Genomic DNA, 26,202 nt, shown 5'->3' on the forward strand with positions numbered 1-26,202 from the left:
CGCGTCCTCGCGGACGCGGGTCGGGGGCGGCCCGTGCGGACCGCCCCCGTGCCGGCTGGGCTCACTCGGTCAGCGAGACCGTGTTCCACACCTCGTCCTGCACCGGGCTGGCGGTGTAGCCCTGCACCTGGGGCCGGAAGGCCAGCGAGGGGGCGGGGTGGGCCAGCGGGACGCCCGGGACGAGCTCGGCGATCTGGTTGTTGATCTCCTGGTAGGCCCCGGTCTGCTCCTCCAGCGTGGGCAGCTCGCGGGCGTCCTTCAGCGCGCTGAAGAGCTCCTCCTCCTCGAAGCCGAACTCGTTGCCCTTCTTGCCGAAGAAGGTGCCGACGAAGTTGTCCGGGTCGTTGTAGTCACCGGTCCAGCCCAGGAAGTGCATGTCGCGCTTGTCCACGCCACCGTCGCCCTGGACCATGTCGAGGTAGTCCGGGCTCCACTTGGCCGCCACGGGCTCGACGGTGATGCCGGCGGCCTCCAGCTGGGACTGCACGGCCACGAAGGTGTCCTCCGGGGTCGGCATGTAGGGCCGCGAGACCCCGGTCGGGTAGGCCAGCCGGATCGTCAGGTCCTCCTGGCCGGCCTCGGCCAGCAGGTCCTTGGCCTTCTGCACGTCGTACTCGTAGACCGTGACGTCCTCGGAGTAGCCGTTGACCAGGTCGGGCATGAACTGGGTGGCCGCCTTCGAGCCCTCGGGGAGCGTCTGGGCGATGATCGCCTCCTTGTCGATGGCGTGGCTGATCGCCTGCCGGACGCGGACGTCCTTCATCGCCTCGGTGTTCTGGTTGAGCGCCAGGTAGAGGATGTTGAAGGCGGGGCGGTTCTGGATGGTGAAGCCGGCGTCCTGCAGCGGCTGCAGGTCGGCCGGGGCCACCAGGTCGTAGCCGTCGATGCTGCCCTGCTGGAGCTCCTGGGTGCGCGCGGTCGGGTCGCTGATGGTGCGGACGATGGCCTTGCTGACGATCGCCTTCTCGCCCCAGTAGTCGTCGTTGCGGGTCAGCGTGACCTGCTGGTCGCGCTCCCAGCTGTCGAACTTGAACGGGCCGGTGCCGGTCGGGTGCTCGGTGGCGTAGGAGGAGAACCGCGGGTCGTCCTCGCTGCCGGCGGTGTCGTCGGCGTTGTGCTCGGCCAGCGCGGTCGGGCTCTGCATCGAGAACGCCGGCAGCGTCATCGCCTGGATGAAGGCGGCGAACGGGGAGTTCAGCTCGACGGTGGCCTCGGTGGCGCTGTCGGCGGTGCAGCTCTTGTACAGCGCGGTGTCGTCGCCCTTGAAGCCGCGGAACAGCTTGCCGTAGTAGTACGTGATGTTCTCGGACTGGTTGATCCCGGTCCAGTTGTACCAGCGGTCGAAGTTGGCGCAGACCGCCTCGGCGTCGAAGGCCGTCCCGTCGTGGAAGGTCACTCCCTCGCGCAGGGTGAAGGTGTGGCTGAGGCCGTCCTCGCTGCTGGTCCACTCGGTGGCCAGGGAGGGCGCCAGGTCGGTGGTGCCGGGCACGGTGGAGACCAGGCCCTCGAAGATCTGGCGGGCGACGCGGAAGGTCTCGCCGTCGCTGGCCATGGCCGGGTCCATCATCACCGGGTCGGAGGAGGCGGCGAAGACGAAGGTCTGCTCCTCCCCGCCGTCGGTGGCCGGGTCCGGCTCGCGCTGGCTCTCCGCGCACGCGGCCAGGCCGCTCATCAGGGCCAGGGACGCGACCAGCGCGGCTCCCCGTCGGAACACTGTCTGCTTCACTGCACTCCACCTCGTCGTCCAGGGCCCACGGCCACGGCAGCGTGGGGATCACCCACGTCCTGCGGGCAACCTAGCGAGGTCGGCCCCCCGGTGTCGCCTCAGGCACGAGATCGTGTCGTGTTCGAAACATCCGGCCGCAGATCGTCCTGCTGGACCTTCGGGCGGCTGGGTTCAGAGCACCACCAGCGCGTCGCGGTGCACGACCACGCGGGCGTACTGGGCGCCGAGCTCGTCGCCCAGCGCACCGGTGCGCTGGCCGATCATGCCCGGGAGGTCGCTGGCGTCGTAGCTGACCAGCCCGCGGGCCACCACGGCGCCGTCGGGGTCGACCAGGTCGACCGGGTCGCCGGCGCTGAAGGCCCCGACCACGGCGGTGACGCCGGCGGGCAGCAGGCTGGCCTTGCGCTGGGTGACGGCCCGGACCGCGCCGGCGTCGAGCACCAGCCGGCCCTGGGCGTCGGAGACGTGGGCCAGCCAGAGCAGCCGGGTGGGGCGGCGCTTGCCGGTGGCGGCGAAGGCGGTGCCGACGTCCTCCCCCGCCAGCGCCCCGGCCACTGAGGCCGCCGAGGTCAGCAGGGTGGGGATGCCGGCGGAGGTGGCGATCCGCGCGGCCTCGATCTTGGTCACCATGCCCCCGGTGCCCACCGCGGAGCCGCGGCGGGAGACGTCCACCCCGACCAGCCGGGTCGGGTCCGCGACGTCGGTGACGCGCTCGGCCCCCGGGGTGTCGGGGTGGGCGGTGTAGAGGGCGGGGACGTCGCTGAGCAGCACCAGCGCGTCGGCGTGGACCAGGTGGGCCACCAGCGCGGCCAGCCGGTCGTTGTCCCCGAAGCGGATCTCCTTGGTGGCCACGGTGTCGTTCTCGTTCACCACCGGCAGCACACCGAGCTCGAGCAGCTTGGCCGCGGTGCGGTAGGCGTCGCGGTACCTGCTCTGCAGGGTGACGTCCTCGACGGTGAGCAGCACCTGCCCGACGGTGATGCCGTGGGCGGCGAAGCGCTGGGCGTACTGCTCCACCAGCAGCCCCTGCCCCACCGAGGCCGCGGCCTGCTGGGTGGCCAGGTCGCGGGGGCGGGTGCGCAGCCCGAGGGGCGCGAGCCCGGCGGCGATGGCCCCGGAGGAGACCAGCACCACCTCGCGGCCCGCGTGCCGGGCCGCGGCCAGGGCGTCCACCAGCGCGGCGACCTTGGCCGTGTCCAGGTCGCCGCCGCCGGTGGTCAGCGAGGAGGAGCCCACCTTCACCACGACGCGACGCGCCGCGGCCACCTGGGCCCGGGTGGACTCACGCACCGGGGTCCTCGTCCCAGCCGCCGGCCTCCCGGGCCTCGCGGCGGGCGTGGTAGTCGGCGTCCTTGCTCCGACGGCGCTGGGCGGCGGGACGGTCCTCCTCCAGCCGCTGGTCCTCACCGCGTCGGCTGAGGATCTCCGCACCGACGTCGACCTGGGGGGCGAAGTCGAAGACGACCGCGTCCTCCCCGCCGATGGCCACCGCGTCCCCGGCGCGGGCGCCGAGGTCGAGCAGCTTGTTCTCGATGCCGATCCGGTTCAGCCGGTCGGCCAGGTAGCCCACGGCCTCGGGGTTGCCGAAGTCGGTCTGACGGACCCAGCGCTCGGGCTTGCTGCCCTTCACCCGCCAGACGAAGCCGCCGTCGCCGTCGCCCTGCCGGTCGATGGTGAACTCCGGGCCGGTGCCCCGGGCCGGACCGGGACGCAGCACGATCCGCGCCGGCTCGGCCGCCGGCTGGGCCGCCCGGCGGGCGCTCACCAGCTCGGCCATGGCGAAGATGAGCTCGTTGAGCCCCTGACCGCTCTTGGTGGAGACCACGAACACCGGCCAGCCGCGGGCGGCGACGTCGGCGTGGACGATCTCGGCCAGCTCGGCGGCGTCGGGGACGTCGGCCTTGTTCAGCGCCACCAGCCGCGGACGGTCCTCGAGCCCGCCGTGCGCGGCCAGCTCGGCCTCGATCACGTCCAGGTCCGAGAGCGGGTCGCGGCCCGGCAGGTAGGTGGCGGTGTCGATGACGTGCACCAGCGCGGCGCAGCGCTCGATGTGGCGGAGGAAGTCGAAGCCGAGCCCACGGCCCTCGCTGGCCCCCTCGATCAGCCCGGGCACGTCGGCCACGGTGAAGGTGGTCTCCCCCGCCACCACCACGCCGAGGTTGGGGATCAGCGTGGTGAAGGGGTAGTCCGCGATCTTGGGCCGGGCCCGGGAGATCGCGGCCACCAGCGAGGACTTGCCGGCGCTGGGGTAGCCGACCAGGCCGACGTCGGCCACCACCTTGAGCTCGAGGGCGATCAGCAGCTCCTCGCCCTCCTCGCCCAGCAGCGCGAAGCCGGGGGCCTTGCGCGAGGACGAGGCCAGTGCCGCGTTGCCCAGCCCGCCCTTGCCGCCGGCGGCCACCACCAGCTCCGCCCCGGCCCCGGTCAGGTCGGCGAGCACGGTGCCGCTGTCGGCGTCGGTGACCACGGTGCCGTCGGGCACCGACAGCACGACGTCCTCGCCGCGGGAGCCGGCCTGGTGGTCCCCGCGGCCGGGCTGGCCGTTGGTGGCGCGCCGGACCGACTGGCGGTGGAACTCCACCAGGGTGGTGAGGTTGGGGTCGACCCGGAGCACGATCGAGCCGCCGTCACCGCCGTTGCCCCCGTCGGGGCCGCCGAGCGGCTTGAACTTCTCGCGGTGCACCGAGGCGCACCCGTGGCCGCCGTTGCCGCCCTGCACACGCAGGGTGACCCGGTCGACGAAGCTGGGGATGGCCATCAGGTTCTCCTGGGGAGGTCGGTGGTGCTGGTGGGACGTGCGGGGTGGCTCACGGCTGGTCCTCGGCGTGGTGCTCCAGGACCCACTCGGCCATGCCGGAGCGGCCGAAGACGACCACCCCGCGCTCGGGCTTGAGCACGGTGCCGCGCTGGCGGAGCTCCTCCACGGCCCAGGAGATCTCGCTGCTGGAGCCGCGGCCGAGGGCCTGGGCGAGCTCGCGCATCCGCGCCCGACCACCGGCCTCGGCCAGGGCCACCAGGCAGGAGCGGGCCAGCGGGGGCGCGGCGGTCCAGGCGCCCTCGAAGTAGGCCTCGATCTGGGGACGGGCCGCGGTGATGCCGTCGGCCACCACGGCGGCGTCGATGCGCTCGCCACGGCGCAGCTCCCAGATCGCCTGGCCGTACTCCTGGATGAAGGCCGGGTAGCCGCCGGTGACCTCGACCGCCCGTTCGAGGGCGTCGGCCTCCCACTGCCCGCCGGCCTGCTGGACCGGCAGCAGCAGCGCGTCGCGGGTGCTGGCCCGGTCCAGGTAGCCCAGGGTGATGGTGCGGTAGACGCGCTCGGCGTGGCTGGAGGAGCGGGCCACCTTCTCGGCGGTGTCGGTGGGCAGCCCGGCGAAGCAGAGCAGCAGCGGGGGCTTGTCGGCGTCGCGCTCCCCGATCAGGGAGACGAGCTCGGAGAGGTTGACCAGGCTGGTGCGGTCGGCGTACTGGGTCTCGTCGACCAGCAGCGCCACCCCGGTACCGCCCCGCCCCTTCACCTCGGCGGTGGCGTCGACCAGGAACTGCATGAAGTCGGTGTCGGTGAGACCGGTGGGCCGGGAGAGCTCGCGCTCGACCTCGAGCCCACCCACCGGGGTGCTGACGGCGGCGCGCACCACGCGCCCGTGCTCGGCGGCCAGGTCACGGTGCTCCAGGGCGGCGTCGACGGCGTGGCGGACCCGCTCCATCAGCGACTCCCGGCCGCTGGTCTGGCAGCGGACCCGGACGGCCAGGCAGCCCTCGATGAGCGCGTCCTCGGCGAACTGCTTGAGCAGCGAGGTCTTGCCCACCCCGCGCACGCCCTGGACGACCAGGTGGCGGGCCTGGGTCTGGCCGAAGACGGCGAGGTCGGTGAGCATCCGGTGCCAGGTCCGCAGCTCGTCGTCACGGCCCTCGAGTCGGAAGGGGCTGGTCCCCGCACCGGGGAAGAAGGGACCACGCATGAGGGCGAACCTACCTCAAGAACCCAAAAGGGCCACCATTTTAGGTGTTGACGGAAGCCAGGACGCACGACAGCCCCGTCCCGGTCGGGACGGGGCTGTCGACGGAGGACGTCAGGCGCTGACGCGCGCGACCTCCAGGATGTTGACCACGCGGCGACCGCGACGGGTGCCGAACTCCACCGTGCCCTCGCGGAGCGCGAAGAGGGTGTCGTCGCCACCACGGCCGACGCCGTCGCCGGGGTGGAAGTGGGTGCCGCGCTGGCGGACGATGATCTCGCCGGCGTTGACGAGCTGGCCGCCGAACCGCTTCACGCCGAGGCGCTGCGCGTTCGAGTCACGACCGTTGCGGGTGGACGATGCGCCCTTCTTGTGTGCCATGGCTGCTCCTCAGCTCTCGATCCCGGTGACCTTGACCTGGGTGTGGCGCTGGCGGTGGCCCTGGCGCTTGCGGTACCCGGTCTTGTTCTTGAACTTCAGGATCCGGATCTTGGGACCCTTGGTCTCGGCGATGACCTCGGCGGTCACGGAGACCTTGCTGAGGGAATCGAGGTCGGAGGTCACGGACTCGCCGTCGACCAGGAGCAGCGGCTGCAGCCGGAGCTCGGACCCGGCCTCAGCGGCCACCTTGTCGATCTCCAGGACATCGCCGACGGCCACCTTGTGCTGGCGTCCGCCACTGCGCACGATCGCGTACACGACTGACCTTCTCTCTTCTCACGTCTCGTTGTGGTGCATCCTCGAATCCTCCAGGACCGCTCGCCGGGGAACCGGTCGGATGAGCGTGCACCGAGGGGAAACAATACGGGGCGGCCCCGCTGGGGTCAAAACGGTGCCCGCCCAGCGGTGGACCGACGCCACACCCGGACGCCCCGGCGCACCACGCGACGGACCGGGAGGGGGAGCCCGTCCAGCCGGCCGGGCGGGCGGACACCGGGAAGGCCCAGCGCCAGGATCCGGCGCTTCTTGAAGAAGCGCATCTCCGGGTTCCCCCTGGCGTCGGTCAGGTAGGACACCGCGTCGTGGCGCAGGTCGTCCAGGTTCTGGGACTGCATGCAGTAGGCCACGGCGTGCAGCAGCAGCTGCAGCCGCCGCCTCGGCGGGAGGTCGTCCGGGGCCGCCGCCGGGGCCGGGAGGTCGCCGGCGTAGAGCGCGTCGACCAGGGTCAGCGGGACCCGGTTGCTGTTCTGGTAGGGCTGGAGCCGGTCCAGCAGCCTGGCCGTGCCCACCGCTCTGGCGTCGAGCCCGAACACGGTGTCGGCGGTGGCCAGACCGGTGGAGAAGGCGCTGACCACCAGGTGCGGCCGCAGCGCGGCGAAGAGGAGCTCCGCCTGCACCGGGCTGTTGAGGACCAGCAGCGGCAGGTCCAGGGCGTCCGCGTGGGCCGTCAGCGCCTCGGCCAGGGCCGGTCCGGCGGCCGGGTGGGGCTTGAAGACGCAGTGGGTGGCCCCGGCCTCGCGGGCGGCAGTCACCATGTCGCGGTGCAGCTCGTCCTCCTCCTCGGTGGTGAGGAGCTCCAGCTTGGTCAGGTACTGCCCCAGGATCAGGGCGGTGCGTGGCTCCTCCCCGGACCGCTCCCCCGCCGCGCCGACGAAGGCCTGCACCCGGGCGGCGTCCTCGGCCCCCACGGACCGGCCCACCTCGTCGATCACCGCGCGCAGCCGTGACACCGGCAGCGCGGTCAGCGCGGGCGAGGCCTCGTGCAGCATCAGCGGCCGCAACCCCGGCACCAGGTCCACGTGCAGCAGCGTCCCGACGCGCTGGCGGACCGCCAGCGGCAGCCGGCTGCGGGTGGGGCCGTAGGCCATCAGCCCGTCGGCGTGGGCGTTGAGGTCGGCGTCGAAGAAGACCCGGGCCAGGGCCAGACCGGGGTTGACCTGGATCGCGTCCAACCAGAGGGTGACGGGCTCCTCACCCAGACCCCAGTGGCTGCGCAGCAGCGCCTCCCACATGGTCAGCTCCTCCCCCCGCGGGGAGAACTGGGCCGGGCGGCGCGGTGCGATCAGGCCGGCGAGGTCGACCACCCGGTCGAAGCGGGCCACCAGCTGGTCGTAGCCGGCCACCTCCGGCAGCGGGGTGGTCAGCTCCGGCAGCTGGGAGCCGTCGGCGAGGACCAGCACCCGCTCACCGCCGTCGAAGACGCCGTGGTCGGCGGCGGCGGCCAGGCAGAGCAGCTGGTAGGAGGTCGAGGCGACCACGAGGTGCTTCACGCGTTCACCGCCACGGGTGCGGCGCCGCGACGACCGGCCGGCACCACCCGGCGCAGCACCGGCTGCAGGCGCTGGCGACGCTTCTCGTCCATCGCCAGCCCGGTGCTCCACAGCACCTCGGGGTCGCGACCGCCCAGGATGGCCACCGACTCCCGCACCATCGCGGCGTGCAGCTCACGAGGCAGACCCTGGCGGGCCAGCTGGGAGGCCAGCACGGCGAGGAACTGCCGCACCAGCTTGGGTTCGAACGAGCTGCCCGCGTGGTCGGCGTCGACGAGCGCGAAGCAGAGCCGGTAGGCGCGCAGGAAGTCGAGCTGGCGGCGGTCGACGATCTGGGTGAGCGAGCCGGACAGACCGCGGCGGTACATCACCCCGGGTGAGCTCACCACGGCGTAGGAGCGCGCCTGGAGCATCAGCCGCCAGATCCAGGGTCGGTCCTCGGCGGTGTGCAGGCCGTCGTGGAAGTGCAGCAGCCCCTCCTCGAGCATGCTGCGACGGAAGATGCCGGCCCAGGCGTAGGGGTAGTCGACCATGCTGGAGTCGTCGGCGGGGAGGATGGCGTCGCGGGGGTCCAGCCGACGTCCACGGACGGCCATCGGGGCCCGGACCAGCTGACGTCGCCCGGCGGTGACCCGGACGTGGTCGCAGCGGACGAAGTCGACGTCGAGCTCCTCGACCGCCGCCACGAGCCGGGCCAGGTGCCCGCGGGCCAGCCAGTCGTCGCCGTCCAGGAACCCGATCAGCGGGGCGGTGGCCAGACCGAGGCCGGTGTTCCTCGCGGTGGCCAGACCGCTGGGCTCCTCGTTGCGGTGCAGCACCAGCCGCGGCAGCCGGTCGGCGAAGCTGCTGACCACCTCGGAGGTCTGGTCGGTGGAGCCGTCGTCGACCACCACCACCTCGAGCTCTCCCGCGGGCAGCTGGTCCACCAGGCTGCTGAGGGCGTCCCCGACCCACGGGGCGACGTCCTTGCCGGGGAGGACGAGGCTCAGCCGGGGCGAGGTCATGCGCGCGGGGGACGGGGTGTGGTCACGCTGGCCGATGCTAGGCAGGAGGGGTACCGACAGGTGAACGACAGGTGTCCACGCGGGGTGCCGCTCCTCCGCTGACGCGCGGCGTCGCCTGCGCGGGTCGGGTCAGCCGCGCTGGCCGCGGCTGAGCAGACGCCGGCGGAGCCGGTGCAGGCGACGGCGGAGCCGGATGACGTGGCCGGGTCGACCGGGCGACGAGAGCGCGGCCGCCGGGGCGCCCGAGGGTCCGGACGTCGCGGACGGGGCCGTCACCGGCCCGGGCCCGGGTGCGGCCTGCGGCTCCTCGGGGACGGCGAGGAAGTCCTCCGGGTCGGGCGCCCCGGGCGGCGGCGGGCCGGGATCGGGGGCCAGCCGCGGGCGCAGGCGGTGGCGGACCGCCTCCACCAGCCACCGGTCGCCTCCCTCGTAGCCGCGCAGCGGACCGCCGGCGGGCTGGTCGGCGAGGTCGGGGACGAGGCGCTCCGCCAGCGCGAGGGCCACCCGTCGCCCGTCCTCCGGGCTGAGCGAGCGGAGCAGGTCGCGGGTGCGCCAGCGGGCGACGGGGAGGTCGTGGAGCGCGGCGGGGAGGAGGTCCTCGGCGGCGCCGGCGACCACCAGCGGGGGGCGGTGGTGGTGCAGCACGGTCGAGGGCAGGCAGGGCTGGTCGACGACCTCGACCTGCAGCCCCAGCCGGGTGCCGGCGGCCTCGAGGTCGGTGGCGTGGGTGTCGAGCGCGGCCGGGTGCGGCTTCACCACGACGCGTCCGTGCCCGGCGGCGGCCAGCGCCTCCAGGGCGGTGACCCAGTGGTCCACCTCCTGGTCGGGGGTGAGCAGGCCCGTCGGGGCGAGCAGCCCGGTCAGCACGACGGGCACCCCGCCTTCGGGGAGGGAGGTGGGGGTGACCGCTTCCGCGGCCTCGTCGAGCACCGCCCGCACCGCCGCGGCGGGCAGCAGGGTCGTCCCCACGTCCGGCTCACCGGGCAGCAGCGGTTCGAGCCCCGGCACCGGCTCGACGGCGAGGGTCCGCTCGATCCGCAGCGACACCTGCCGGGAGGGCCGCTCGGGCGGCGGGCACAGCCCGGTGAGGCCGCTGGCGTACACGTCGAGCCCGGCCTCGGGGAAGAGGTGGAGCAGCTGGGAGGCGGGCCGGGTGGTCACCGACTCCAGCACCAGCCGCCGCACCGGCTCGGCCAGCCCCAGCAGCTGCTGCAGGTAGCGGGCGATCAGGTCGTGCTCCTGCACGCGCGGGGACCAGGCGCCGGGGTGGTGGGGGAAGCAGACGTCGTTCAGCGACCACGCCTCGACGAAGCGGGAGGCCAGCGGCTCGAACTCCGGCAGCAGCCACAGCGGCGCGGTGGCCTCCGGCACCGGGGAGGTGTCGACCAGCAGCAGCACCCGGCGGGTGCCGGACCACCAGCCGGCATCCACCGCTGCGGCCAGCAGGGCCAGCCCGTCGGCACTGGTCACCTGGAGCACCGTGGTCGGGGCCTCGACCGCGGGCTCGGAGGACCGCCAGACGGCCTGCACCGGGCGCCTCACCGGCCGGCTCCGGACGTGGCGGCGGGGTCGGCGCTGATGAGCTCCAGCTCCCCGGCCCGCAGCCTCTCCACCACGGCCCGACGCTTGCCGTCGAGGCGGCGCAGACCCTCGGCCAGGGCGTCCTGCGGGACGTCGTCGAGCGTCCGTCGGCAGCGGCGCACCAGCTCCTCCTCCAGGTCGCGGGTGAAGCGCGCGCGGGCGCCGAGGTGGAAGGCGGTCATGGCCAGCAGCCCGCGCACCGCCTTGGGCATGAACCGCTCGGACTGCTCGTGCTGCTGGACCATGTCCACGATCGAGCGGTAGGCCGGCAGGAAGTCCATCTGCTTCTCGCTGGGGGTGCGGGTCAGGCTGGTGCCGATGTCGCGGCGGTAGAAGGAGCCCGCGTGGTCGACCACGGCGAAGGTGTCCGCGCGGAGGTGGAGCGTCCAGATGTGGTGCCGGTCCTCGCAGGTGCGCAGGTCCTCGCGGTACTCCAGCAGCCCGCGCTCGCGGAGGTCGGTGCGGTAGACCCCGGCCGAGCAGCGCGGGTAGTCCACCGAGGCGCCGTGGTCGAAGGGCAGCACGCCCTCCCCGGCGGCCTGGCGGACGCCGCGGCGCTGGTGCGGCACCCGGCCGAGATCGCGCTTGAGACCCTCGACGCGGACGAAGTCGGTGCGGACGAAGTCGACGTCCAGCCGGTCGGCGTCGGCCACCACGCTGGCCCAGTAGTCGGCCGAGACGAAGTCGTCGCCGTCGAGGTAGGTGATCCAGCGGCCGCGGGCCCGGGCGAGTCCGACGTTGCGGGCCGCGGAGACCCCGACGTTGTGCTCCAGCTCCACCACCTCGGCCTCGGGCAGCCACATCCGGCAGTGCCGGCGGATCACGTCCGCGGTGCCGTCACCGGAGGCGTCGTCGAGGAGCACGAGCTGGAACCGCTCACGACCCTCGACCAGCGAGAGGTTGCGGATGGTGACCGGCGCGAGGTGACGCAACCGGAAGAAGGTCACCACCACGGTGAGGTCGGGCTGGGCGGGAGCACCGTGGGAGGCCACGGCACCAGCGTGTCAGCCCGGGACGCAGGACGCCAACCGGTCGGGGTCGACGTCCTGCGCTCCGGCGGCGCTCAGCGGGCGCCGTCGTCCTCCGTGCCGTCCTCCGGCGTCGGCTCCCCCACCGGGTCGGCGTCACCGTCGGCCGGCGCGTCGACCACGGGCTGGTCCGCGACGGCGTCGAGGACCGGCTGGACCGGCTCCGGGGTGGGCTCGACCAGCACCGGTGCGGGCTCGACGGCCTGCGGTGCGGGCTCCACCAGCTGGGGCGCGGGCTCGACGAGCTGGGTCTCCGGCTCCTCGACGTCCAGCACCACGGGGCTGGTCGGCGCGGTGGCCGGCTCCTCCACCGCGGTGTCGGGCGCGGGGACCGGCGCGAGTGCGGTCTCCTCGACCGCGTCCTGCTGGGCCTCCTCGGTGCCGTCCTCGCCGGGCTCGGCCTCCTTGGCGTGCATGGCGGCGAAGACGTCCTGGGGACCGCCGTGACGCCTGACCGGCTCCGACCTCGACTCCTTGGCCGGGGCCTCCGCCTTGCCGCCACCGCCCTTGTTGCGACCGGCGCGACCCGCCCGGCGACCCTGGCGCTCGCCGCCGTCGGCCTGGCTCTGGGTCTCCACCGGCATCTCGTGGGTGTGGTATCCCAGCCCGTCGCAGTGCTCGCACGTCTCGGTGAACGCCTCGGCCAGCCCGGTGCCGATCTTCTTGCGGGTCATCTGCACCAGCCCGAGGCTGGTCACCTCGGCCACCTGGTGACGTGTGCGGTCCCGACCGAGGCACTCCACCAGCCGGCGCAGCAGCAGGTCGCGGTTGCTGGGCAGCACCATGTCGATGAAGTCGATCACGATGATGCCGCCGATGTCGCGCAGCCGGAGCTGGCGCACGATCTCCTCCGCGGCCTCCAGGTTGTTGCTGGTCACCGTGGTCTCCAGGTTGCCGCCGGAGCCGGTGAACTTGCCGGTGTTGACGTCGATGACCGTCATCGCCTCGGTGCGGTCGATGATCAGCGAACCGCCCGAGGGCAGGAACACCTTGCGGTCCAGCGCCTTGGCGATCTGCTCGTCCAGGCGGTGGGCGGTGAACACGTCACCGTCGACCTGGCGGTCCCAGCGACGCAGCCGGTCGGCCAGGTGCGGGGCGACGTGCCCGACGTAGCTCTCCACGCTGGCGTAGGCGTCGTTCTCGCCGCCGTTGCCGTCGACCAGGAGCTGGGCGAAGTCCTCGGTGAAGAGGTCGCGGACGATCCGCAGCGTCAGGTCGGGCTCGGCGTAGAGGAGCTGGGGCGCGGAGCCGGTCCTGATCTTCTTCTCGATCGCCTCCCACTGGGCCTTCAGCCGGTTGACGTCGCGGACCAGCTCGTCCTCGCTGGCCCCCTCGGCGGCCGTGCGCACGATGACGCTGGCCTCGTTGGGCACCAGGTCGGACAGGATGTCCTTGAGCCGCTTGCGCTCGATGTCGGGCAGCTTGCGGGAGATCCCGGAGAGGTGGCCACCCGGGGAGTAGACGACGTAGCGGCCGGGGATCGAGACGTGGTTGGTCAGCCGGGCGCCCTTGGCCCCGACGGGGTCCTTGGTCACCTGCACCAGCACGGTCTGGCCGGACTTCAGCACCTTCTCGATCTGGCGGGAGCTCTTGTCCGCGCCGTTGGCCTCCCAGTCGACCTCCCCGGCGTAGAGCACGGCGTTGCGGCCGCGGCCGATGTCGACGAAGGCGGCCTCCATCGACGGGAGCACGTTCTGCACCCGGCCGAGGTAGACGTTGCCGATCAGGGAGGTGGCGGACTCGCGGTCCACGTAGTGCTCGACCAGGACGCCGTCCTCGAGCACGGCGAGCTGGGAGAGGTCCTCGCCCTGGCGGATCACCATGGTGCGCTCGACCGCCTCGCGACGGGCCAGGAACTCGGCCTCGCTCAGGATCGGGGTGCGGCGTCGGCTGCTCTGACGGCCCTCACGGCGCCGCTGGCGCTTGGCCTCGAGCCGGGTCGAGCCCTCGATGCCGGTGATCTGGTCGCTGGCCTTCTCCCGGGCGCTGCGGCGCGGCTCGCGCACCCGCACCACGGTGTCGCTCGGGTCGTCCTCGGAGGTGGAGGCCTCCTCGCCGCGACGGCGACGACGGCGACGACGGCGACGACCTCCGTCGGAACCGCTGGCGTCCCCCTCGTCGTCGGCTCCGGGCTCGTCACCCTCGCCGTCGTCCTCAGCCGCCGGACCCGCCTCGTCGGAGGTGGTGGCGCGCTGGGTCTCCTCGGCGTCGTCGCCCTCCGCGTCCTCGGAGCGGTCGACGTCGTCAGAGCGGTCGGCGTCGTCGGAGCGGTCGGCGTCGTCGGAGCGGTCGGCGTCCTCGGAGCGGTCGGAGTCGCCACCACGGCGACGTCGGCGACCGCCGCGACGGCGGCGACGGCGGCTGCGCGAGGGACCGTCGGAGTCGTCGTCGTCCTCGTCGCCCTCCTCCGCACGGTCCTCGGCCTGCTCGTCGCCGCGGTCCTCGTCCTCGGTCGCGGAGCGGTCCGCGACCCGGTCGTCGGAGCGGGTCGGGGCAGGAGCGTCGCCGTCGGCGGGGGTGCCGCTGTACCAGGCGAACGGGCCCTGGACGGCGGTCGGGGTGCCCAGGTCGTCGCCCTGGTCGTCCTCGGGCTCCTCGTCGAGCAGGGCCGGGTCGGCCGGCGCTCCGGCGGTGTCGTCGTCCTGGTCGCTGGTGGCCCGGGGGCTGGAGGCGGCCTGGTCGAAGACCGCCCGCACGGCGGCGGTCAGGTCGTCGGCCGGGTCCGGTGCGGCGGCGGGCGCCGGGGTCGAGCGCTGCGCCGGGGCGAAGGGGTCGGCCACCGCGGCGCTGGGCCGTGAGCGCCGACCACGTCGGGACGGCTTCTCGGGCTTGTCCGCCGGTGCCTCGGCCGCGCCCTCGGCGGCGGCGGAGGGGGCGTCGAGGTCAGCAGGGGCGGCGGGGGCGTCGACGGTGGGACCGGTCGCGGCCGGCGCCGCAGGGGCGCTCGTCGTCGGGGCGTCGTCGGCGGCGGTGGGCTGCTCGGGGGCGACCGACTGCTGGGGGGCGACGGGCTGCTCGGGGGCGGCGTCGGCCTTGGTGGCGCGCTTGCGGGTGCGGCGCGGCCGGGTCGCGGGCTCGGCCGGCGTCTCGGCGACGGCCGGGGTCTCGGCGACGGCCGGGGTCTCGGCGACGGCCGGGGTGCCGGGCTGCTCCTCGGCGACGGGCTCGCGCTGGGCGGGGCTCTCGGGCTGGCTCTCGGCGGGCGCGGGCGGCGCGCTGGCGACCACCGGATCCGGCTTGCCGGCGGGCCGGGTGGCGGCACGGCGGCGGGTACGGGGACGGCTGGTGGCTGCCGCCGGCTCGGCCGGCGCGCTGGGAACCTCCGAGACGGGAGCGCTGGGGGCCTCGGGGGCGGGAGCACCCGGGGCGTCGGCGGCGGGAGCGCTCGTGGCCTCCGCGGCCGGGGCGCTCGTGGGCTCCGCGGCCGGGGCCGTCGTGACCTCGGCGGCCGGGGCGCTGGTCGCACCGGCGGCGGTCGGCAGCTCGGTGTCCGGCGTCGGCTCGGGATCGGTGGGGGCGCTCGTGACGGGCGCGGGGGGGGTGGTCTCGACCACGACGGGGGTCTCGCTCCCCTGCGGCGGACCGGCGGCGCGGCTGGCGCTGCGGCGGCGGCGCACCGGCTTCTTGGCCGGCTGCTCCTCGGAGGGTGCTGAGGTGGGCTCGTCCGACATCTGGTCTCCTTGCTCGGGCCGTCGGTGAGGACGACCCGCGACGCTGCGCCCGGCCCGTGGACCCTGGGCGCAGAAAGCTGGTTGGCGTGTGGCTCCGCCGCCCCGGAGACCCTCCCGCGGTCGTCGCCCGGAGGTGGGCGGACGTCGCGGTGGGGGTCCGACGGGTGCCTCGAACTGTCACTTCGCGGCGCGGCGTGGATCCACGGGGGCACCGGCGGCGCCCCGACCTGCTGGCCACTATCTCACAGCGCCCGCTCCGAACCGGAACCGACACCGTCCCCGGACGCGGCGCGGACGCTCCCGGTCGACGAGCCGGCAGGACCTAGGCTCACGCCGCGTGTCCCCGACCGACTCCGCCCCCGCCTGGCGGCGCCACCCGTGGCTGGTGCTGGCGGCCCTGGTGCTGCTGGCGCTGAACCTGCGGCCCACGGCTGTCGCGGTGGGTCCGGTGCTGCTCACCCTGCAGGACTCCCTGGGGTTGGACGGGACCGGGTCCGGGCTGCTGACGGCGCTGCCGGGGTTGTGCTTCGCGGTCTTCGGGCTGGTGGCGCCCTGGCTGGCCAGACGGCTGGGGCTGCACCGCACCGTGGTGGTGGCCCTGCTGGCCGTGCTGGTCGGGCAGCTGGTCCGGGTGCTCGTCGGGTCTCCCGCCCCGTTCCTGGGGGCGTCGGCGCTGGCCCTGGCCGGGATGGCGGTCTCGAACGTGCTGCTGCCCTCGCTGGTCAAGCTGCACTTCCCGCACCGGGTCGGGCTGGTCACCGCCACCTACACCACCGCCCTGGTCACCGGTCTCACCCTGGCGAGCCTGGTGACCGCCCCGGTGGCGGCGGCGGTGGGCGGGTGGCGGCCGGCGCTGGCCGGCTGGGCGGTGCTGGCGCTGCTGGCGCTGCCGCTGTGGCTGGGCATGGTCGGTGCGGACCGGCGGCGTCCGGCCGACGGGGTGCCGCTGCCCCGGACCAGCCTGCGCCAGGTGGCCGGCACCCGGCGCGGCTGGGTGATGGCCCTCTTCTTCGGGGTGCAGTCGATGCTGTCGTACTCGCTGTTCGGCTGGCTGCCCAGCATCTTCGTGGGCGCCGGCTTCAGCGAGGTCGAGGGGGGCCTGCTGCTGGGCATCACCACCGGGGTGTCGATCCCGCTGGCCTTCCTGCTGCCCACCTGGACCGCCCGCAACCCCAGCCCCTACTCGGCGGTGCTGGTGGTGGTGCTGTGCGCCGTCGCCGGGCTGGTCGGCCTGCTGCTGGTGCCGACGGTGCTGCCCTGGCTGTGGGCCGCGCTGCTCGCGGTCGGGACCTCGGCGTTCCCGGTGTTCCTGGCCCTGGTGGGTCTGCGGACCGAGACCGCGGAGGGCACCGCCTCGCTGTCGGCCTTCAGCCAGGGGGTCGGCTACCTGATCTCCGCCCTCGGCCCCTTCGTGGTGGGCCTGCTGCACGACGTCACCGGCGGGTGGACGTGGCCGGTGCTGGCCATGCTGGTCATGGTCGTCCCGCTGACGGTGCTGGGGCTGCTGGCCTGCCGGCCGGGCACGCTCGAGGCCGAGCTGCGCACCCGCTCCTGAGCCAGCAGCCCCCGCGACCCTCGTTCAGGAGGAGCGACCGGGCAGCACGGCGGGCTCACCGCCGGGCAGCGTGGCCGGCGCACCGGGGGCGGTCGCCCGGCGGAGGCTGGAGCGGACGAACAGCCGGTCGATCACCAGAGCCACGACGACGGCCAGGAACACCCCGACCAGCATCCACGGCGAACCCGCACCCACCTCGCGCTCGAACAGGCTGTCGGTCTGGCCGGCGAGCACGGTGAGGACCAGGGCGATCAGGTTGTTGATGACGTGGAAGGCCACCGCGGCCTCCAGCCCGCCGGTGCGCCAGGTCAGCAACGAGGCCACCACCGCGAAGCCGAGGTAGTAGATGTTCAGCCACGGGTCCTGGGCGTCGTGCAGGAACATGAAGACGACCGCCGAGACCGCCATCGCCACCACCAGCGCGACGCGCCCGTCGGGGAAGTAGGCCGCGACCGCGCGGGTCAGGGTGCCGCGCAGGCCGTACTCCTCCCCCGCGGCCTGGAAGGGCGTGGTCAGCACGATCAGCGTCAGCCAGAGCGCGATCTGGGTGCCCTGCAGCTGGAAGCCGGTGAGGGCGACCTCGACCACGGAGTAGACCACCCAGATGACGGCCACGACGCCGGCGCAGACGAGCAACCAGCGCCACCGGACGCCACCCTCGACCGAGGACAGCCAGCGCGGCCGCTGCCCGTAGACCAACCACTGGCCGAGCATGCCGAAGGGGATCAGCAGCGCCAGGGCGATGTTGTTGGCGGCGAAGAAGCCCGGCGAGCTCGGGACCTCACCGGCCATCAGCTGCTCGGCCGTGATGCCCCCCGTGGCCAGCTCGATGGCGCTGGCCACGAAGACCACCAGGACCGAGGAGATGATGAAGCCGACGACGACGAGGGCCACCAGCGCCAGGGGCTTCCACCAGCGGTGCGCCGGGGTCCGGTAGAAGTGGTGGTAGGCGCGGGGCTCTACCGGGAGCGGCTCGGGCTTCTGCGCCGGCACCCACTGCGGCGGAGCCGCCACCTGGGCTCCCTGCCCGGGGGCGACCCCGTAGCCCGGCTGGCCCTGCGGCGGCTGGCCGTACACCGGGGTTCCCGGCCGGCCGTACCCCGGCTGACCCTGAGGGGGCTGGCCGTAGCCCGGCTGACCCTGGGGCGGCTGACCGTAGCCCGGCTGACCCTGGGGCGGCTGGCCGTAGCCCGGCTGACCCTGGGGCGGCTGCCCGTAGCCCTGCGGCGCCTGCCCGAGGTCAGGCTGCTGGACGGGGCCGGCAGGGAAGGGGTCTCGCGGCCCGCCCGGCTGGGGCTGGACCTCGCCCTGTCCGGGGACGGGGTCCTGAGGGGGCATCCAGGACGGCTGCCCCGACGGTGGGTGGCTCACGACGTCAGCCCTCCAGCTCGGGGAACCAGAGGGCGATCTCACGGGCCGCGGACTCCGCGGAGTCCGACCCGTGCACGAGGTTCTCCCGGTTCGACAGCGACAGGTCGCCGCGGATGGTGCCGGGGGCGGCCTTGCGGCCGTCGGTGGCGCCGTTCAGCAGCCGCACCGCCTCGACCACCTCGTCACCGGCCAGCACCACCGCGACCGACGGGCCGGAGGTGATGAAGGTGCGCAGCGGCGGGTAGAAGTCGCGCTCGACGTGCTCGGCGTAGTGCTCGTCGGCCAGCTCGGGCGTCACCTGGACCTGCTTGAGGGCCACGATGGTGAGCCCCTTGCGCTCGAAGCGGCTGAGCACCTCGCCCACGAGGCCCCGGCGCACGGCGTCGGGCTTGATCAGGACGAAGGTGCGGGGCAGTTCAGTCATGGCCCAGACCCTACCGTCGGGCGGCGTCGCCCCGACCGTGGTCGGGCGCCGCCTGTGGACGACCGGCTCAGGCCTCGGCCTGGGCGTCCAGTCGCTTGCCGAGCACCACGCAGGTCAGCCACAGCAGGGCGAACATCGCGCCCATGATGAACATCGCCGGCGTCCAGAAGCCCAGGGCGAGACCCATCACCTGGGCGATCCAGCCCAGCACCTGGCCGAGCGGACGGCGCAGCGTCGCCGCGGAGGTCAACGCGACCAGGGCGGAGGCGCTGCAGAGGGCCACCGCGGTGGCCACCGGGACCTGCGACACCTGGATCATCACGAAGATGGCGAGGCCGAACACGATCACCTGGAAGGCGACGATCGAGATCAGCACCTTGGTCATCGGGTTGCCCGGGTTGAGCAGCAGCCGCGACCCGCCGCTCACCAGCCGAAGCCCTTCGGCTCCGAGCCGTCGTAGTCCTCCGGCGGCATGGCCTCACCGACCTCGAGCACGGGCTCCTCGACGGCGCGGCGCTCCTCCTCCGCCGACACCAGCAGGGTGCGGGCCTCGCCGACCGCGATCACCGAGCCGGTGACGACGACCCCGGGCACCGGGGCGCCGTCGGCCTCGGCCAGGGCGACGGCGCGCTCGATGGCGTCGTCCATCCTCGGCACCACGTGCACCCGGTCCCCGCCCAGCACGCCGGAGGCCACCTCGCCGAGCTGCTCGGCCGGCATCCCCCGGTCGGTGGAGGCCACCTGGGTCACCACCACCGAGTCGAAGAGCTCCGACCAGGCCTCGACGATCCCGACCACGTCCTTGTCCCCCATCACCGCCAGCACCCCGACCAGCGGGGAGAAGTCGAAGGCCTCGCGGACCGCGGCGGCGGTGGCGCGTGCGCCGTGCGGGTTGTGGGCGGCGTCGAGCAGGATCGTCGGCCCGCGGCGGACGACCTCCATCCGGCCGGGCAGCCGGACGGCGTCGAAGCCCTCCTGGATGATGTCGGGCGAGAGCGCCTTCATGCCCAGGAAGGCCTCCACGGCGGCCACCGCGAGGGCGGCGTTCTGAGCCAGGTGGGCGCCGTGGGCCGGGAGGTGCAGGTCGCCGACCGGTCCCTCGGCGGCGTTGATCCGCAGCACCTGGCCGCCGACGGCTGGGGTGCGCTCCAGCAGGCCGAAGTCGACCCCCTCGCGCTGCACCAGCGCGCCGGCCTCCATCGCCCGCTCCAGCAGCACGGTGGCCGCCTCCAGGGGCTGGCCGGCGAGCACCGCGGTGGCGCCGGGCTTGATGATGCCGGCCTTCTCGCGCGCCACCTCGGCGACCGTGCTGCCCAGCAGGTGGGTGTGGTCGAGGTCGATCGGGGTGATCACCGCGACGTCCCCGTCGGCGGCGTTGGTGGCGTCCCAGGTGCCACCCAGGCCCACCTCCAGGACCACGACGTCGACCGGGGCGTCGGCGAAGGCGGCGAAGGCCATCGCCGTGATGACCTCGAAGAAGGTCATCTCGACCCCGTCGATGCGCTGCTCGTCGACCATCGCCACGAAGGGCTCGAGCTCGTGCCAGAGGGCGTCGAAGCGCTCGTCGTCGATCGGCTCGCCGTCGATGCTGATCCGCTCGTTGACCCGGCTGAGGTGGGGGCTGGAGAACCGTCCGGTGCGCAACCCGGCCGCCCGCAGCAGCGCGTCGGCCACGATGGCGGTGCTGCCCTTGCCGTTGGTGCCGGTGATGTGGATCGCGGGTGCGGCGCGGTGCGGGTCGCCCAGCAGGGCCAGCAGGGCGTTGATCCGCCCCAGCGAGGGGGCCACCCGCTGCTCGGGCCAGCGCGACTGCAGCCGGGCGGTGATCTGGGCGTGGGTCTCGGTGTCAGCCATGTCGTGCCCAGCGTAGTGGCCGGAACCCTGAGGGGCGCCTCCTCGTTGAACCAGCAACTATGCTGCTGCGCGGCATGGCGCGGGAGCGGCGTCCTGCCGACCGGAGTGAACGACTGAGGAGAAGCGATGACGAAGCGGACGCAGGCGCCCAAGGCCGGAGGCCGGAGGGAGCAGCTGCGCCAGCAGGCGGCGGCCGCGGAGGCCAGACGCCGTCAGAAGCGCATCCTGCTGGTGGGGGTGGCCATCGTCGTCGCGGCGGCCCTCGTCGTCGGTGTCGTGGTCGGCGTCCAGGCGCTGCGTGGGCGCGCCAACGAGGTCGCGGGTGTGACCCCGCCGAATGCCAACGCCGACAACACCGGCATCATCGCCAACCCCGGGGTGGCCCCGGCCGACGCGCCGGTGCTCACCATCTACCAGGACTTCCAGTGCCCGGCCTGCAAGTCCTTCGAGGACGCCCTCGGCGCCACCGTGAACGAGATGGCCGCCAGCGGCCAGGTCACCGTCGAGCACCGCACCATGACCTTCCTGGACCGCAGCCTCCGCAACGACGCCTCCTTCCGCGCTGGTGTGGCCGCCGCCTGCGCCGACGTGGCCGGTGCCTACACCGACTACTACGGCGTCATCTACGCCAACCAGCCCGCCTCCGAGGGCACCGGCTACAGCGACGACCAGCTGCTGACCCGCTTCCCCGAGGAGGCCGGTCTGACCGGTGAGACGCTGGAGACCTTCAAGTCCTGCTACCGGGGCAAGGACACCGCCGCCTTCGTCCGGGGCACCGACGCCGCCTCCACCGCCGCCGAGGTGAGCAGCACCCCGACCATCCGCGTCAACGGCGAGGACTTCGACGCGAGCCAGTACTACGCCAACCCCGCCGCCTTCGCCGCCGCGGTGGAGCAGGCCGCCGCCTGAAGCGTCACCGACCCGTGACCTCGTCGTCATTGGTCGGTGTGCCGGCCCCCGGTAGGCTCTGAGACCAGCAGCCTCCAGCCCCCGGGAGCCCGGACATGTCCCCATCCAGGACGCCCGCCTGCGGGAGACGCGCACCTCGCGCCCTCCTGGTCGGTGCGCTCGCCCTGGTCGCCATGGCCGCCCTCGCGAGCCCCGCCGCCGGGGACGACCGCCGCCGGGTGACGGCCACCGCCGAGGCCTACGTCGACGCCGCCACGGGTCGCGAGGTGGAGCAGGTCGGCCCCGGGCAGGACTTCTACGTCCGCTACGCCCTCAGCAACCAGAACGCCTACCCCGTCGTGGTCAGCGAGGTCTCGGGGAACTTCGGCAGCCCAGCGGCCTGCCCGGTGGTGCCGGCCGGTTCCGACGACCGCGGCGACCTCCCGGTCGTGCTGGACGGGCGGACCACCGGCGTGGTCGGGGACGACGTGGCCACCTGGCGCCGCGAGGGCGAGTGCCGCGACGTCCTGGAGTGGACGGCCGACGGCGTCGAGGCGGAGCGCGTGCCCACGGCCGTGGAGGCCGACGCCGAGGACCACCGGCTGGGCGAGACCACGAGGCTCAGGGCGCGGGTCAGCAGCGAGTGGCTGGCGGTGTCCTCCGGCCGGGTGGAGTTCTCCGTCGACGGGCGGAGGCTTGGCTCCAGCCGGGTCCGCGACGGTCGCGCCTCGCTGGAGGTCGACTCCCGCAGGGTCGACGTCGGGCGGCACCGCGTGGTGGCAGAGTACGAGGCGGCCGCCGACGGGCCGGCCGGCTCGGTGTCGGAGGCCGTCGGGTTCACCGTCGCCCAGGCCGACCGCCAGTCCCGCACCCGGGTGGCGGCCAGCAGCCAGCGCTACGACCTGCCCGGACGGCTGCGGGCCACCGTCGCCCCCGAGGACGCCCAGGGCGAGGTGCAGTTCCTGGTCGACGGCGAGCCCTACGGCGACCCCGTCCGGGTGCGCTCGGGCACGGCGGAGCTGCGCACCGGTCCCGCTCGTCTCGAGGTGGGGACGCACTCGGTCCGTGCCTCCTTCGACAGCGACGAGGAGTCCCTGGCGGGGTCGACCTCCTCCCGCTCGGAGTTCGTCATCAGCCAGGTGCCCACCACCATCCGCGCCGAGGTGTCCCCGTCACGGACCCGACCGGGCTCGGTGGTCACGCTGCGCGGACAGGTCGACGTCGGCGCGGACGGCTACCGGCTGCCCGACGGCGCCCGGGTCGACGTCCTGGACGCCGCCGGGGGCCGGCTGGGCGAGACCGGTGTGGCCCGTGACGGCGGCTTCGAGGTGGCCGTCGCCGTGCCCGCGGACGCCCCGGGCGGTCGGCTGGTGCTCTTCGTGAGCTACCCCGGGACGTCCACCTTCGGTGGAGCCATCGTCGACCGCGCGGTCGAGGTGGAACCCGCCCCCAGCCCGACGCCGACCCCAAGCCCCACACCCACCCCGACCCCCTCGGCCACGCCGGCGACCGAGCCGTCGGCGGCACCGCCGGCCGATCCCGGCCCCCCGCAGGACCGGCTGCCCGACCTGGTGCCGGGCTCGCCCGCCCCCTCCCCGGTGACGGCGCTGCTGGGCACGGCGATGCTGGTGGCCGGCGGGACCGTCCTGCTGCGGAGGGCCCTGCGGTGACCCCGACCGGCACCCCGGGCCCGCTGGTGCGCCCGGCGATGGCGGTCGATGTCGTGGCCATCACCGACATCTACAACCACGCCGTCGTGCACACCACGGCGAGCTACGACCTGGCCCCGGTGAGCCTGCTCTCCCGGGAGCTGTGGTTCGCCGAGAAGCAGGCCGACGGGTGGCCGGTGCTGGTGGTGGAGGTGCAGGGCGTGGTGGTCGGCTGGAGCACGTTCGGCCCGTTCCGGCCCAAGGCCGGCTTCCAGCACACCGTCGAGCACAGCGTCTACGTGGCCGACGGGCACCAGGGCCACGGTCTCGGCCGGGCCCTGCTGCAGCCGCTGATCGAGGAGTGCCGTCGACGGGGGGTCCACGCCATGGTCGGCGGTCTGGACGCGGACAACGCCGGCAGCCTCGCCTTCCACCGCCGGCTCGGCTTCGTCGAGGCCGGGCGGCTGCCGCAGGTGGGGCGGAAGTTCGACCGGTGGCTCAACCTGGTCTTCGCCGTCCTGCTGCTCGACGAGGAGGACGAGGCCCCCGCCGGGCGGGTGGGGGTCGAGGGCTAGGCGCTCTTCTCGCGCTTGGCCAGCTCGCTCCGGGTGACCAGGGTGGGTGCGGCCCCGTCGGTGACGGAGGCCGCGGTGATCACGACCTGGGCCACCTCGGCGTTGCTGGGAACCTCGTACATGACCTCGAGCAGGGTCTCCTCGAGGATGGCGCGCAGCCCGCGGGCCCCGGTCCCCCGCTCCAGGGCGAGGTCGGCGATGGCCTCGATCGCCTCGGGGGTGAACTCGAGGTCGACGCCGTCCAGCTCGAACAGCTTGCGGAACTGCTTGATCAGCGCGTTCCGCGGCTCGGTCAGGATCTGGATCAGCGCCTCGCGGTCGAGCGGGCTCACGCTGGAGATCATCGGCAGCCGGCCGATGAACTCCGGGATCAGCCCGAACTTGTGCAGGTCCTCGGGCCGGACCGCGGAGAACGGGTCGATGTCCTGCGGGGAGCGGGCGGCGTCGTCGTTGTTGAACCCGAGCGGGCGCTTGCCGATCCGGGCGTTGACGATCTGCTCCAGGCCGGCGAACGCGCCACCGACGATGAACAGCACGTTGGTGGTGTCGATCTGGATGAAGTCCTGGTGGGGGTGCTTGCGCCCACCCTGGGGTGGGACGGAGGCGGTGGTGCCCTCGAGGATCTTCAGGAGCGCCTGCTGCACGCCCTCACCGGACACGTCACGGGTGATCGAGGGGTTCTCGCTCTTGCGGGCGACCTTGTCGATCTCGTCGATGTAGATGATGCCGGTCTCGGCCTTCTTCACGTCGAAGTCGGCGGCCTGGATCAGCTTGAGCAGGATGTTCTCGACGTCCTCGCCGACGTAGCCGGCCTCGGTCAGCGCGGTCGCGTCGGCCATCGCGAAGGGGACGTTCAGCATCTTGGCCAGGGTCTGGGCGAGGTAGGTCTTGCCGCAGCCGGTGGGGCCCATCAGCAGGATGTTGGACTTGCTCAGCTCGACGCCCTCGTCGTGCCCTGCGGCCCGGCGCGGCTGCGTGGTGGCCTGGGCCTGGACGCGCTTGTAGTGGTTGTAGACGGCCACGGCCAGCGCCTTCTTGGCGTTGTCCTGGCCGATCACGTAGGCGTTGAGGAACTCCCGGATCGCCTCGGGCTTGGGCAGCTCCTCGAGCAGGCCGGCGTCACCGCCCTCGGCGAACTCCTCCTCGATGATCTCGTTGCAGAGATCGATGCACTCGTCGCAGATGTAGACGCCCGGGCCCGCGATGAGCTTCTTGACCTGCTTCTGGCTCTTGCCGCAGAACGAGCACTTGAGCAGGTCCCCGCTCTCTCCGATGCGCGCCACGAAACTTCCTCCCTGCGATGGTTCCTCAGCCTAACCCGGCGTCCGTCCGCTCGCAGCGGATGGACGCCGGGTCGGGCGACGAGGGCTGTGTCAGCCCAGATCCTTCATCGACGTCAGGATGTCGTCGATGATGCCGTACTCCTTGGCCTCCTCGGCCGTGAGGAACTTGTCGCGCTCGATGTCACGGGTGATCGTCTCGATCGGCTGGCCGGTGTCGCGGGCCAGCATGCCCTCCATCTGGGAGCGGATCCGCAGGATCTCGCGGGCCTGGATCTCCAGGTCCGAGGACTGGCCGTAGCTGCCCTCGGTGGCCGGCTGGTGGATCAGGATCCGGCTGTTGGGCAGCGCCAGGCGCTGACCCTTGGCTCCGGCGGCCAGCAGCACGGCCGCGGCCGAGGCGGCCTGGCCGAGGCAGACCGTCTGCACGGGCGGCTTGATGTACTGCATCGTGTCGTAGATGGCCGTCAGCGCGGTGAAGGAGCCACCGGGTGAGTTGATGTACATCTGGATCTGGCGGTCGGCGTCCATCGACTGCAGGCACAGCAGCTGCGCCATCACGGCGTTGGCGACGTCGTCCATGATCGGGGTGCCGAGGAAGATGATGCGGTCCTCGAACAGCTTGGTGTAGGGGTCGACCCGGCGGATGCCGTAGGAGGTGCGCTCCTCCCACTGCGGGATGTAGTAGTTCATCTCCGGCGAGATCGGGGGCTGCCCGCTGCCTGCGGACATGGCGATCGCGTTGCTCATGGCGTCCACGTTCCTCACTGGTTCGGGCCCTCCGCGCGCACCTGGGCGGCGCGCTCGTAGACCTGGTCGATGAAGCCGTACTCGAGGGCCTGGTCGGCGGTGAACCAGCGGTCGCGGTCGGAGTCGGCCTCGATCTGCTCCAGCGGCTGGCCGGTGTGCTCGGCGATCAGCCCGGCCATCACGGACTTGATGTGCAGCGACTGCTCGGCCTGGATCCGGATGTCGGAGGCGGTGCCGCCCAGACCACCGGAGGGCTGGTGCATCATGATCCGGCTGTGCGGCAGGGCGAAGCGCTTGCCCGGGGTGCCCGCGCTGAGCAGGAACTGCCCCATGGAAGCGGCCAGGCCCATGGCCACGGTGGCCACGTCGTTGGAGATCCACTGCATGGTGTCGAAGATCGCCATGCCGGAGTCCACCGAACCACCCGGTGAGTTGATGTAGAGCCAGATGTCCTTCTGCGGGTCCTCCGCGTTCAGGAGCAGCATCTGGGCGCAGATGGCGTTGGCGTTCTCGTCCCGGACCTCTGAGCCCAGGAAGATGATGCGGTTCGCCAGCAGCGACTGGTAGACGTTGTCGGTCATGCCGAAGTTGGCGGCGCCGCCGCCTGCGGCGCGCAGCGGGTCAGCACCTCCGGCGGGGACGTTGGCGTGCAGTCTCTCGTTCACGTGCTCGACGCT

The 26,202-nt window shown here is 73.4% G+C and carries 22 protein-coding genes; 4 read left to right on the forward strand and 18 right to left on the reverse strand.

The window, feature by feature from the left end:
• Positions 1-61: 61 nt before the first annotated feature.
• From BLT52_RS19875 to BLT52_RS19925, 11 genes are all read right to left on the reverse strand, one after another.
• The gene (locus tag BLT52_RS19875) at positions 62-1,726 is read right to left on the reverse strand and encodes an ABC transporter substrate-binding protein (RefSeq protein WP_231946414.1); all 1,665 of its coding nucleotides are present in this window, start codon (positions 1,724-1,726) and stop codon (positions 62-64) included.
• Positions 1,727-1,897: 171 nt separating this feature from the next.
• Positions 1,898-3,016 carry a glutamate 5-kinase gene (gene proB, locus BLT52_RS19880; protein WP_090595926.1) on the reverse strand — a complete coding sequence of 373 codons (1,119 nt, stop codon included), beginning with the start codon at positions 3,014-3,016 and terminating at the stop codon, positions 1,898-1,900.
• Positions 3,009-4,484: a GTPase ObgE gene (gene obgE, locus BLT52_RS19885; RefSeq protein WP_090595927.1), complete on the reverse strand. Its 1,476-nt coding sequence runs from the start codon at positions 4,482-4,484 to the stop codon at positions 3,009-3,011. Before obgE ends, proB begins: the two co-directional genes overlap by 8 nt.
• A 49-nt stretch (positions 4,485-4,533) precedes the next feature.
• Positions 4,534-5,688: an AAA family ATPase gene (locus BLT52_RS19890; RefSeq protein WP_090595929.1), complete on the reverse strand. Its 1,155-nt coding sequence runs from the start codon at positions 5,686-5,688 to the stop codon at positions 4,534-4,536.
• Between the two features lie 111 nt (positions 5,689-5,799).
• Positions 5,800-6,066, reverse strand: a complete 267-nt coding sequence (gene rpmA / locus BLT52_RS19895) for a 50S ribosomal protein L27 (RefSeq protein ID WP_090595930.1) — start codon at positions 6,064-6,066, stop codon at positions 5,800-5,802.
• A 9-nt stretch (positions 6,067-6,075) separates the two neighbouring features.
• Positions 6,076-6,384: a 50S ribosomal protein L21 gene (gene rplU, locus BLT52_RS19900; protein WP_090595932.1), complete on the reverse strand. Its 309-nt coding sequence runs from the start codon at positions 6,382-6,384 to the stop codon at positions 6,076-6,078.
• Between the two features lie 125 nt (positions 6,385-6,509).
• Complete coding sequence (locus BLT52_RS19905; RefSeq protein WP_090595933.1) at positions 6,510-7,895, reverse strand: polysialyltransferase family glycosyltransferase; 1,386 nt, start codon at positions 7,893-7,895, stop codon at positions 6,510-6,512.
• Entirely contained in the window at positions 7,892-8,899 is a 1,008-nt protein-coding gene (locus tag BLT52_RS19910; RefSeq protein ID WP_090595935.1) for a glycosyltransferase family 2 protein, read from the reverse strand. The genes BLT52_RS19905 and BLT52_RS19910 overlap by 4 nt, the downstream gene beginning before the upstream one ends.
• Positions 8,900-9,028: 129 nt before the next feature.
• The gene (locus BLT52_RS19915; RefSeq protein ID WP_090595937.1) at positions 9,029-10,441 is read right to left on the reverse strand and encodes a hypothetical protein; all 1,413 of its coding nucleotides are present in this window, start codon (positions 10,439-10,441) and stop codon (positions 9,029-9,031) included.
• Positions 10,438-11,472, reverse strand: coding sequence for a glycosyltransferase family 2 protein (locus BLT52_RS19920; protein ID WP_090595938.1), 1,035 nt, complete (start codon positions 11,470-11,472; stop codon positions 10,438-10,440). Before BLT52_RS19920 ends, BLT52_RS19915 begins: the two co-directional genes overlap by 4 nt.
• Before the next feature lie 71 nt (positions 11,473-11,543).
• Positions 11,544-14,990 carry an Rne/Rng family ribonuclease gene (locus BLT52_RS19925; protein ID WP_407922637.1) on the reverse strand — a complete coding sequence of 1,149 codons (3,447 nt, stop codon included), beginning with the start codon at positions 14,988-14,990 and terminating at the stop codon, positions 11,544-11,546.
• A 526-nt stretch (positions 14,991-15,516) separates the two neighbouring features.
• On the opposite strand from BLT52_RS19925, the gene BLT52_RS19930 reads away from it, so the two are divergent.
• Positions 15,517-16,734 carry an MFS transporter gene (locus BLT52_RS19930; protein ID WP_157677260.1) on the forward strand — a complete coding sequence of 406 codons (1,218 nt, stop codon included), beginning with the start codon at positions 15,517-15,519 and terminating at the stop codon, positions 16,732-16,734.
• Positions 16,735-16,758: 24 nt separating this feature from the next.
• Here the strand turns inward: BLT52_RS19930 and BLT52_RS19935 are convergent, their stop codons facing one another.
• The 4 genes from BLT52_RS19935 to BLT52_RS19950 form a co-directional block, all read right to left on the reverse strand.
• Positions 16,759-18,072 (reverse strand): CPBP family intramembrane glutamic endopeptidase, encoded by a 1,314-nt coding sequence (locus BLT52_RS19935; RefSeq protein WP_172804085.1) that lies wholly within the window; start codon positions 18,070-18,072, stop codon positions 16,759-16,761.
• A gap of 37 nt (positions 18,073-18,109) precedes the next feature.
• Complete coding sequence (ndk, locus tag BLT52_RS19940; RefSeq protein ID WP_090595943.1) at positions 18,110-18,529, reverse strand: nucleoside-diphosphate kinase; 420 nt, start codon at positions 18,527-18,529, stop codon at positions 18,110-18,112.
• Positions 18,530-18,596: 67 nt separating this feature from the next.
• Positions 18,597-18,956 carry a DUF4233 domain-containing protein gene (locus BLT52_RS19945; protein ID WP_231946415.1) on the reverse strand — a complete coding sequence of 120 codons (360 nt, stop codon included), beginning with the start codon at positions 18,954-18,956 and terminating at the stop codon, positions 18,597-18,599.
• The gene (locus tag BLT52_RS19950; protein ID WP_090595944.1) at positions 18,953-20,383 is read right to left on the reverse strand and encodes a bifunctional folylpolyglutamate synthase/dihydrofolate synthase; all 1,431 of its coding nucleotides are present in this window, start codon (positions 20,381-20,383) and stop codon (positions 18,953-18,955) included. Before BLT52_RS19950 ends, BLT52_RS19945 begins: the two co-directional genes overlap by 4 nt.
• A gap of 126 nt (positions 20,384-20,509) precedes the next feature.
• Between BLT52_RS19950 and BLT52_RS19955 the strand changes: the two genes are divergently transcribed.
• The 3 genes from BLT52_RS19955 (at position 20,510) to BLT52_RS19965 (ending at position 23,495) form a co-directional block, all read left to right on the forward strand.
• The gene (locus BLT52_RS19955; protein WP_090595946.1) at positions 20,510-21,292 is read left to right on the forward strand and encodes a DsbA family protein; all 783 of its coding nucleotides are present in this window, start codon (positions 20,510-20,512) and stop codon (positions 21,290-21,292) included.
• Positions 21,293-21,465: 173 nt separating this feature from the next.
• Complete coding sequence (locus tag BLT52_RS19960) at positions 21,466-22,941, forward strand: Ig-like domain-containing protein (RefSeq protein WP_172804086.1); 1,476 nt, start codon at positions 21,466-21,468, stop codon at positions 22,939-22,941.
• Entirely contained in the window at positions 22,938-23,495 is a 558-nt protein-coding gene (locus BLT52_RS19965) for a GNAT family N-acetyltransferase (RefSeq protein WP_269457575.1), read from the forward strand. The genes BLT52_RS19960 and BLT52_RS19965 overlap by 4 nt, the downstream gene beginning before the upstream one ends.
• On the opposite strand, the gene clpX is transcribed toward BLT52_RS19965, so the two are convergent.
• The 3 genes from clpX to BLT52_RS19980 all read right to left on the reverse strand — a co-directional run bounded on the left by clpX (position 23,492) and on the right by BLT52_RS19980 (position 26,106).
• Positions 23,492-24,778 (reverse strand): ATP-dependent Clp protease ATP-binding subunit ClpX, encoded by a 1,287-nt coding sequence (gene clpX, locus BLT52_RS19970; RefSeq protein ID WP_090595949.1) that lies wholly within the window; start codon positions 24,776-24,778, stop codon positions 23,492-23,494. The genes BLT52_RS19965 and clpX overlap by 4 nt on opposite strands.
• Before the next feature lie 90 nt (positions 24,779-24,868).
• On the reverse strand, positions 24,869-25,525 hold the full coding sequence (locus BLT52_RS19975; RefSeq protein WP_172804087.1) for an ATP-dependent Clp protease proteolytic subunit: 657 nt from the start codon (positions 25,523-25,525) through the stop codon (positions 24,869-24,871).
• A 14-nt stretch (positions 25,526-25,539) separates the two neighbouring features.
• Positions 25,540-26,106: an ATP-dependent Clp protease proteolytic subunit gene (locus BLT52_RS19980; protein WP_090597187.1), complete on the reverse strand. Its 567-nt coding sequence runs from the start codon at positions 26,104-26,106 to the stop codon at positions 25,540-25,542.
• Positions 26,107-26,202: the final 96 nt, after the last annotated feature.

The sequence above is a fragment of the Auraticoccus monumenti genome (genome assembly GCF_900101785.1).
GTDB lineage: Bacteria > Actinomycetota > Actinomycetes > Propionibacteriales > Propionibacteriaceae > Auraticoccus > Auraticoccus monumenti.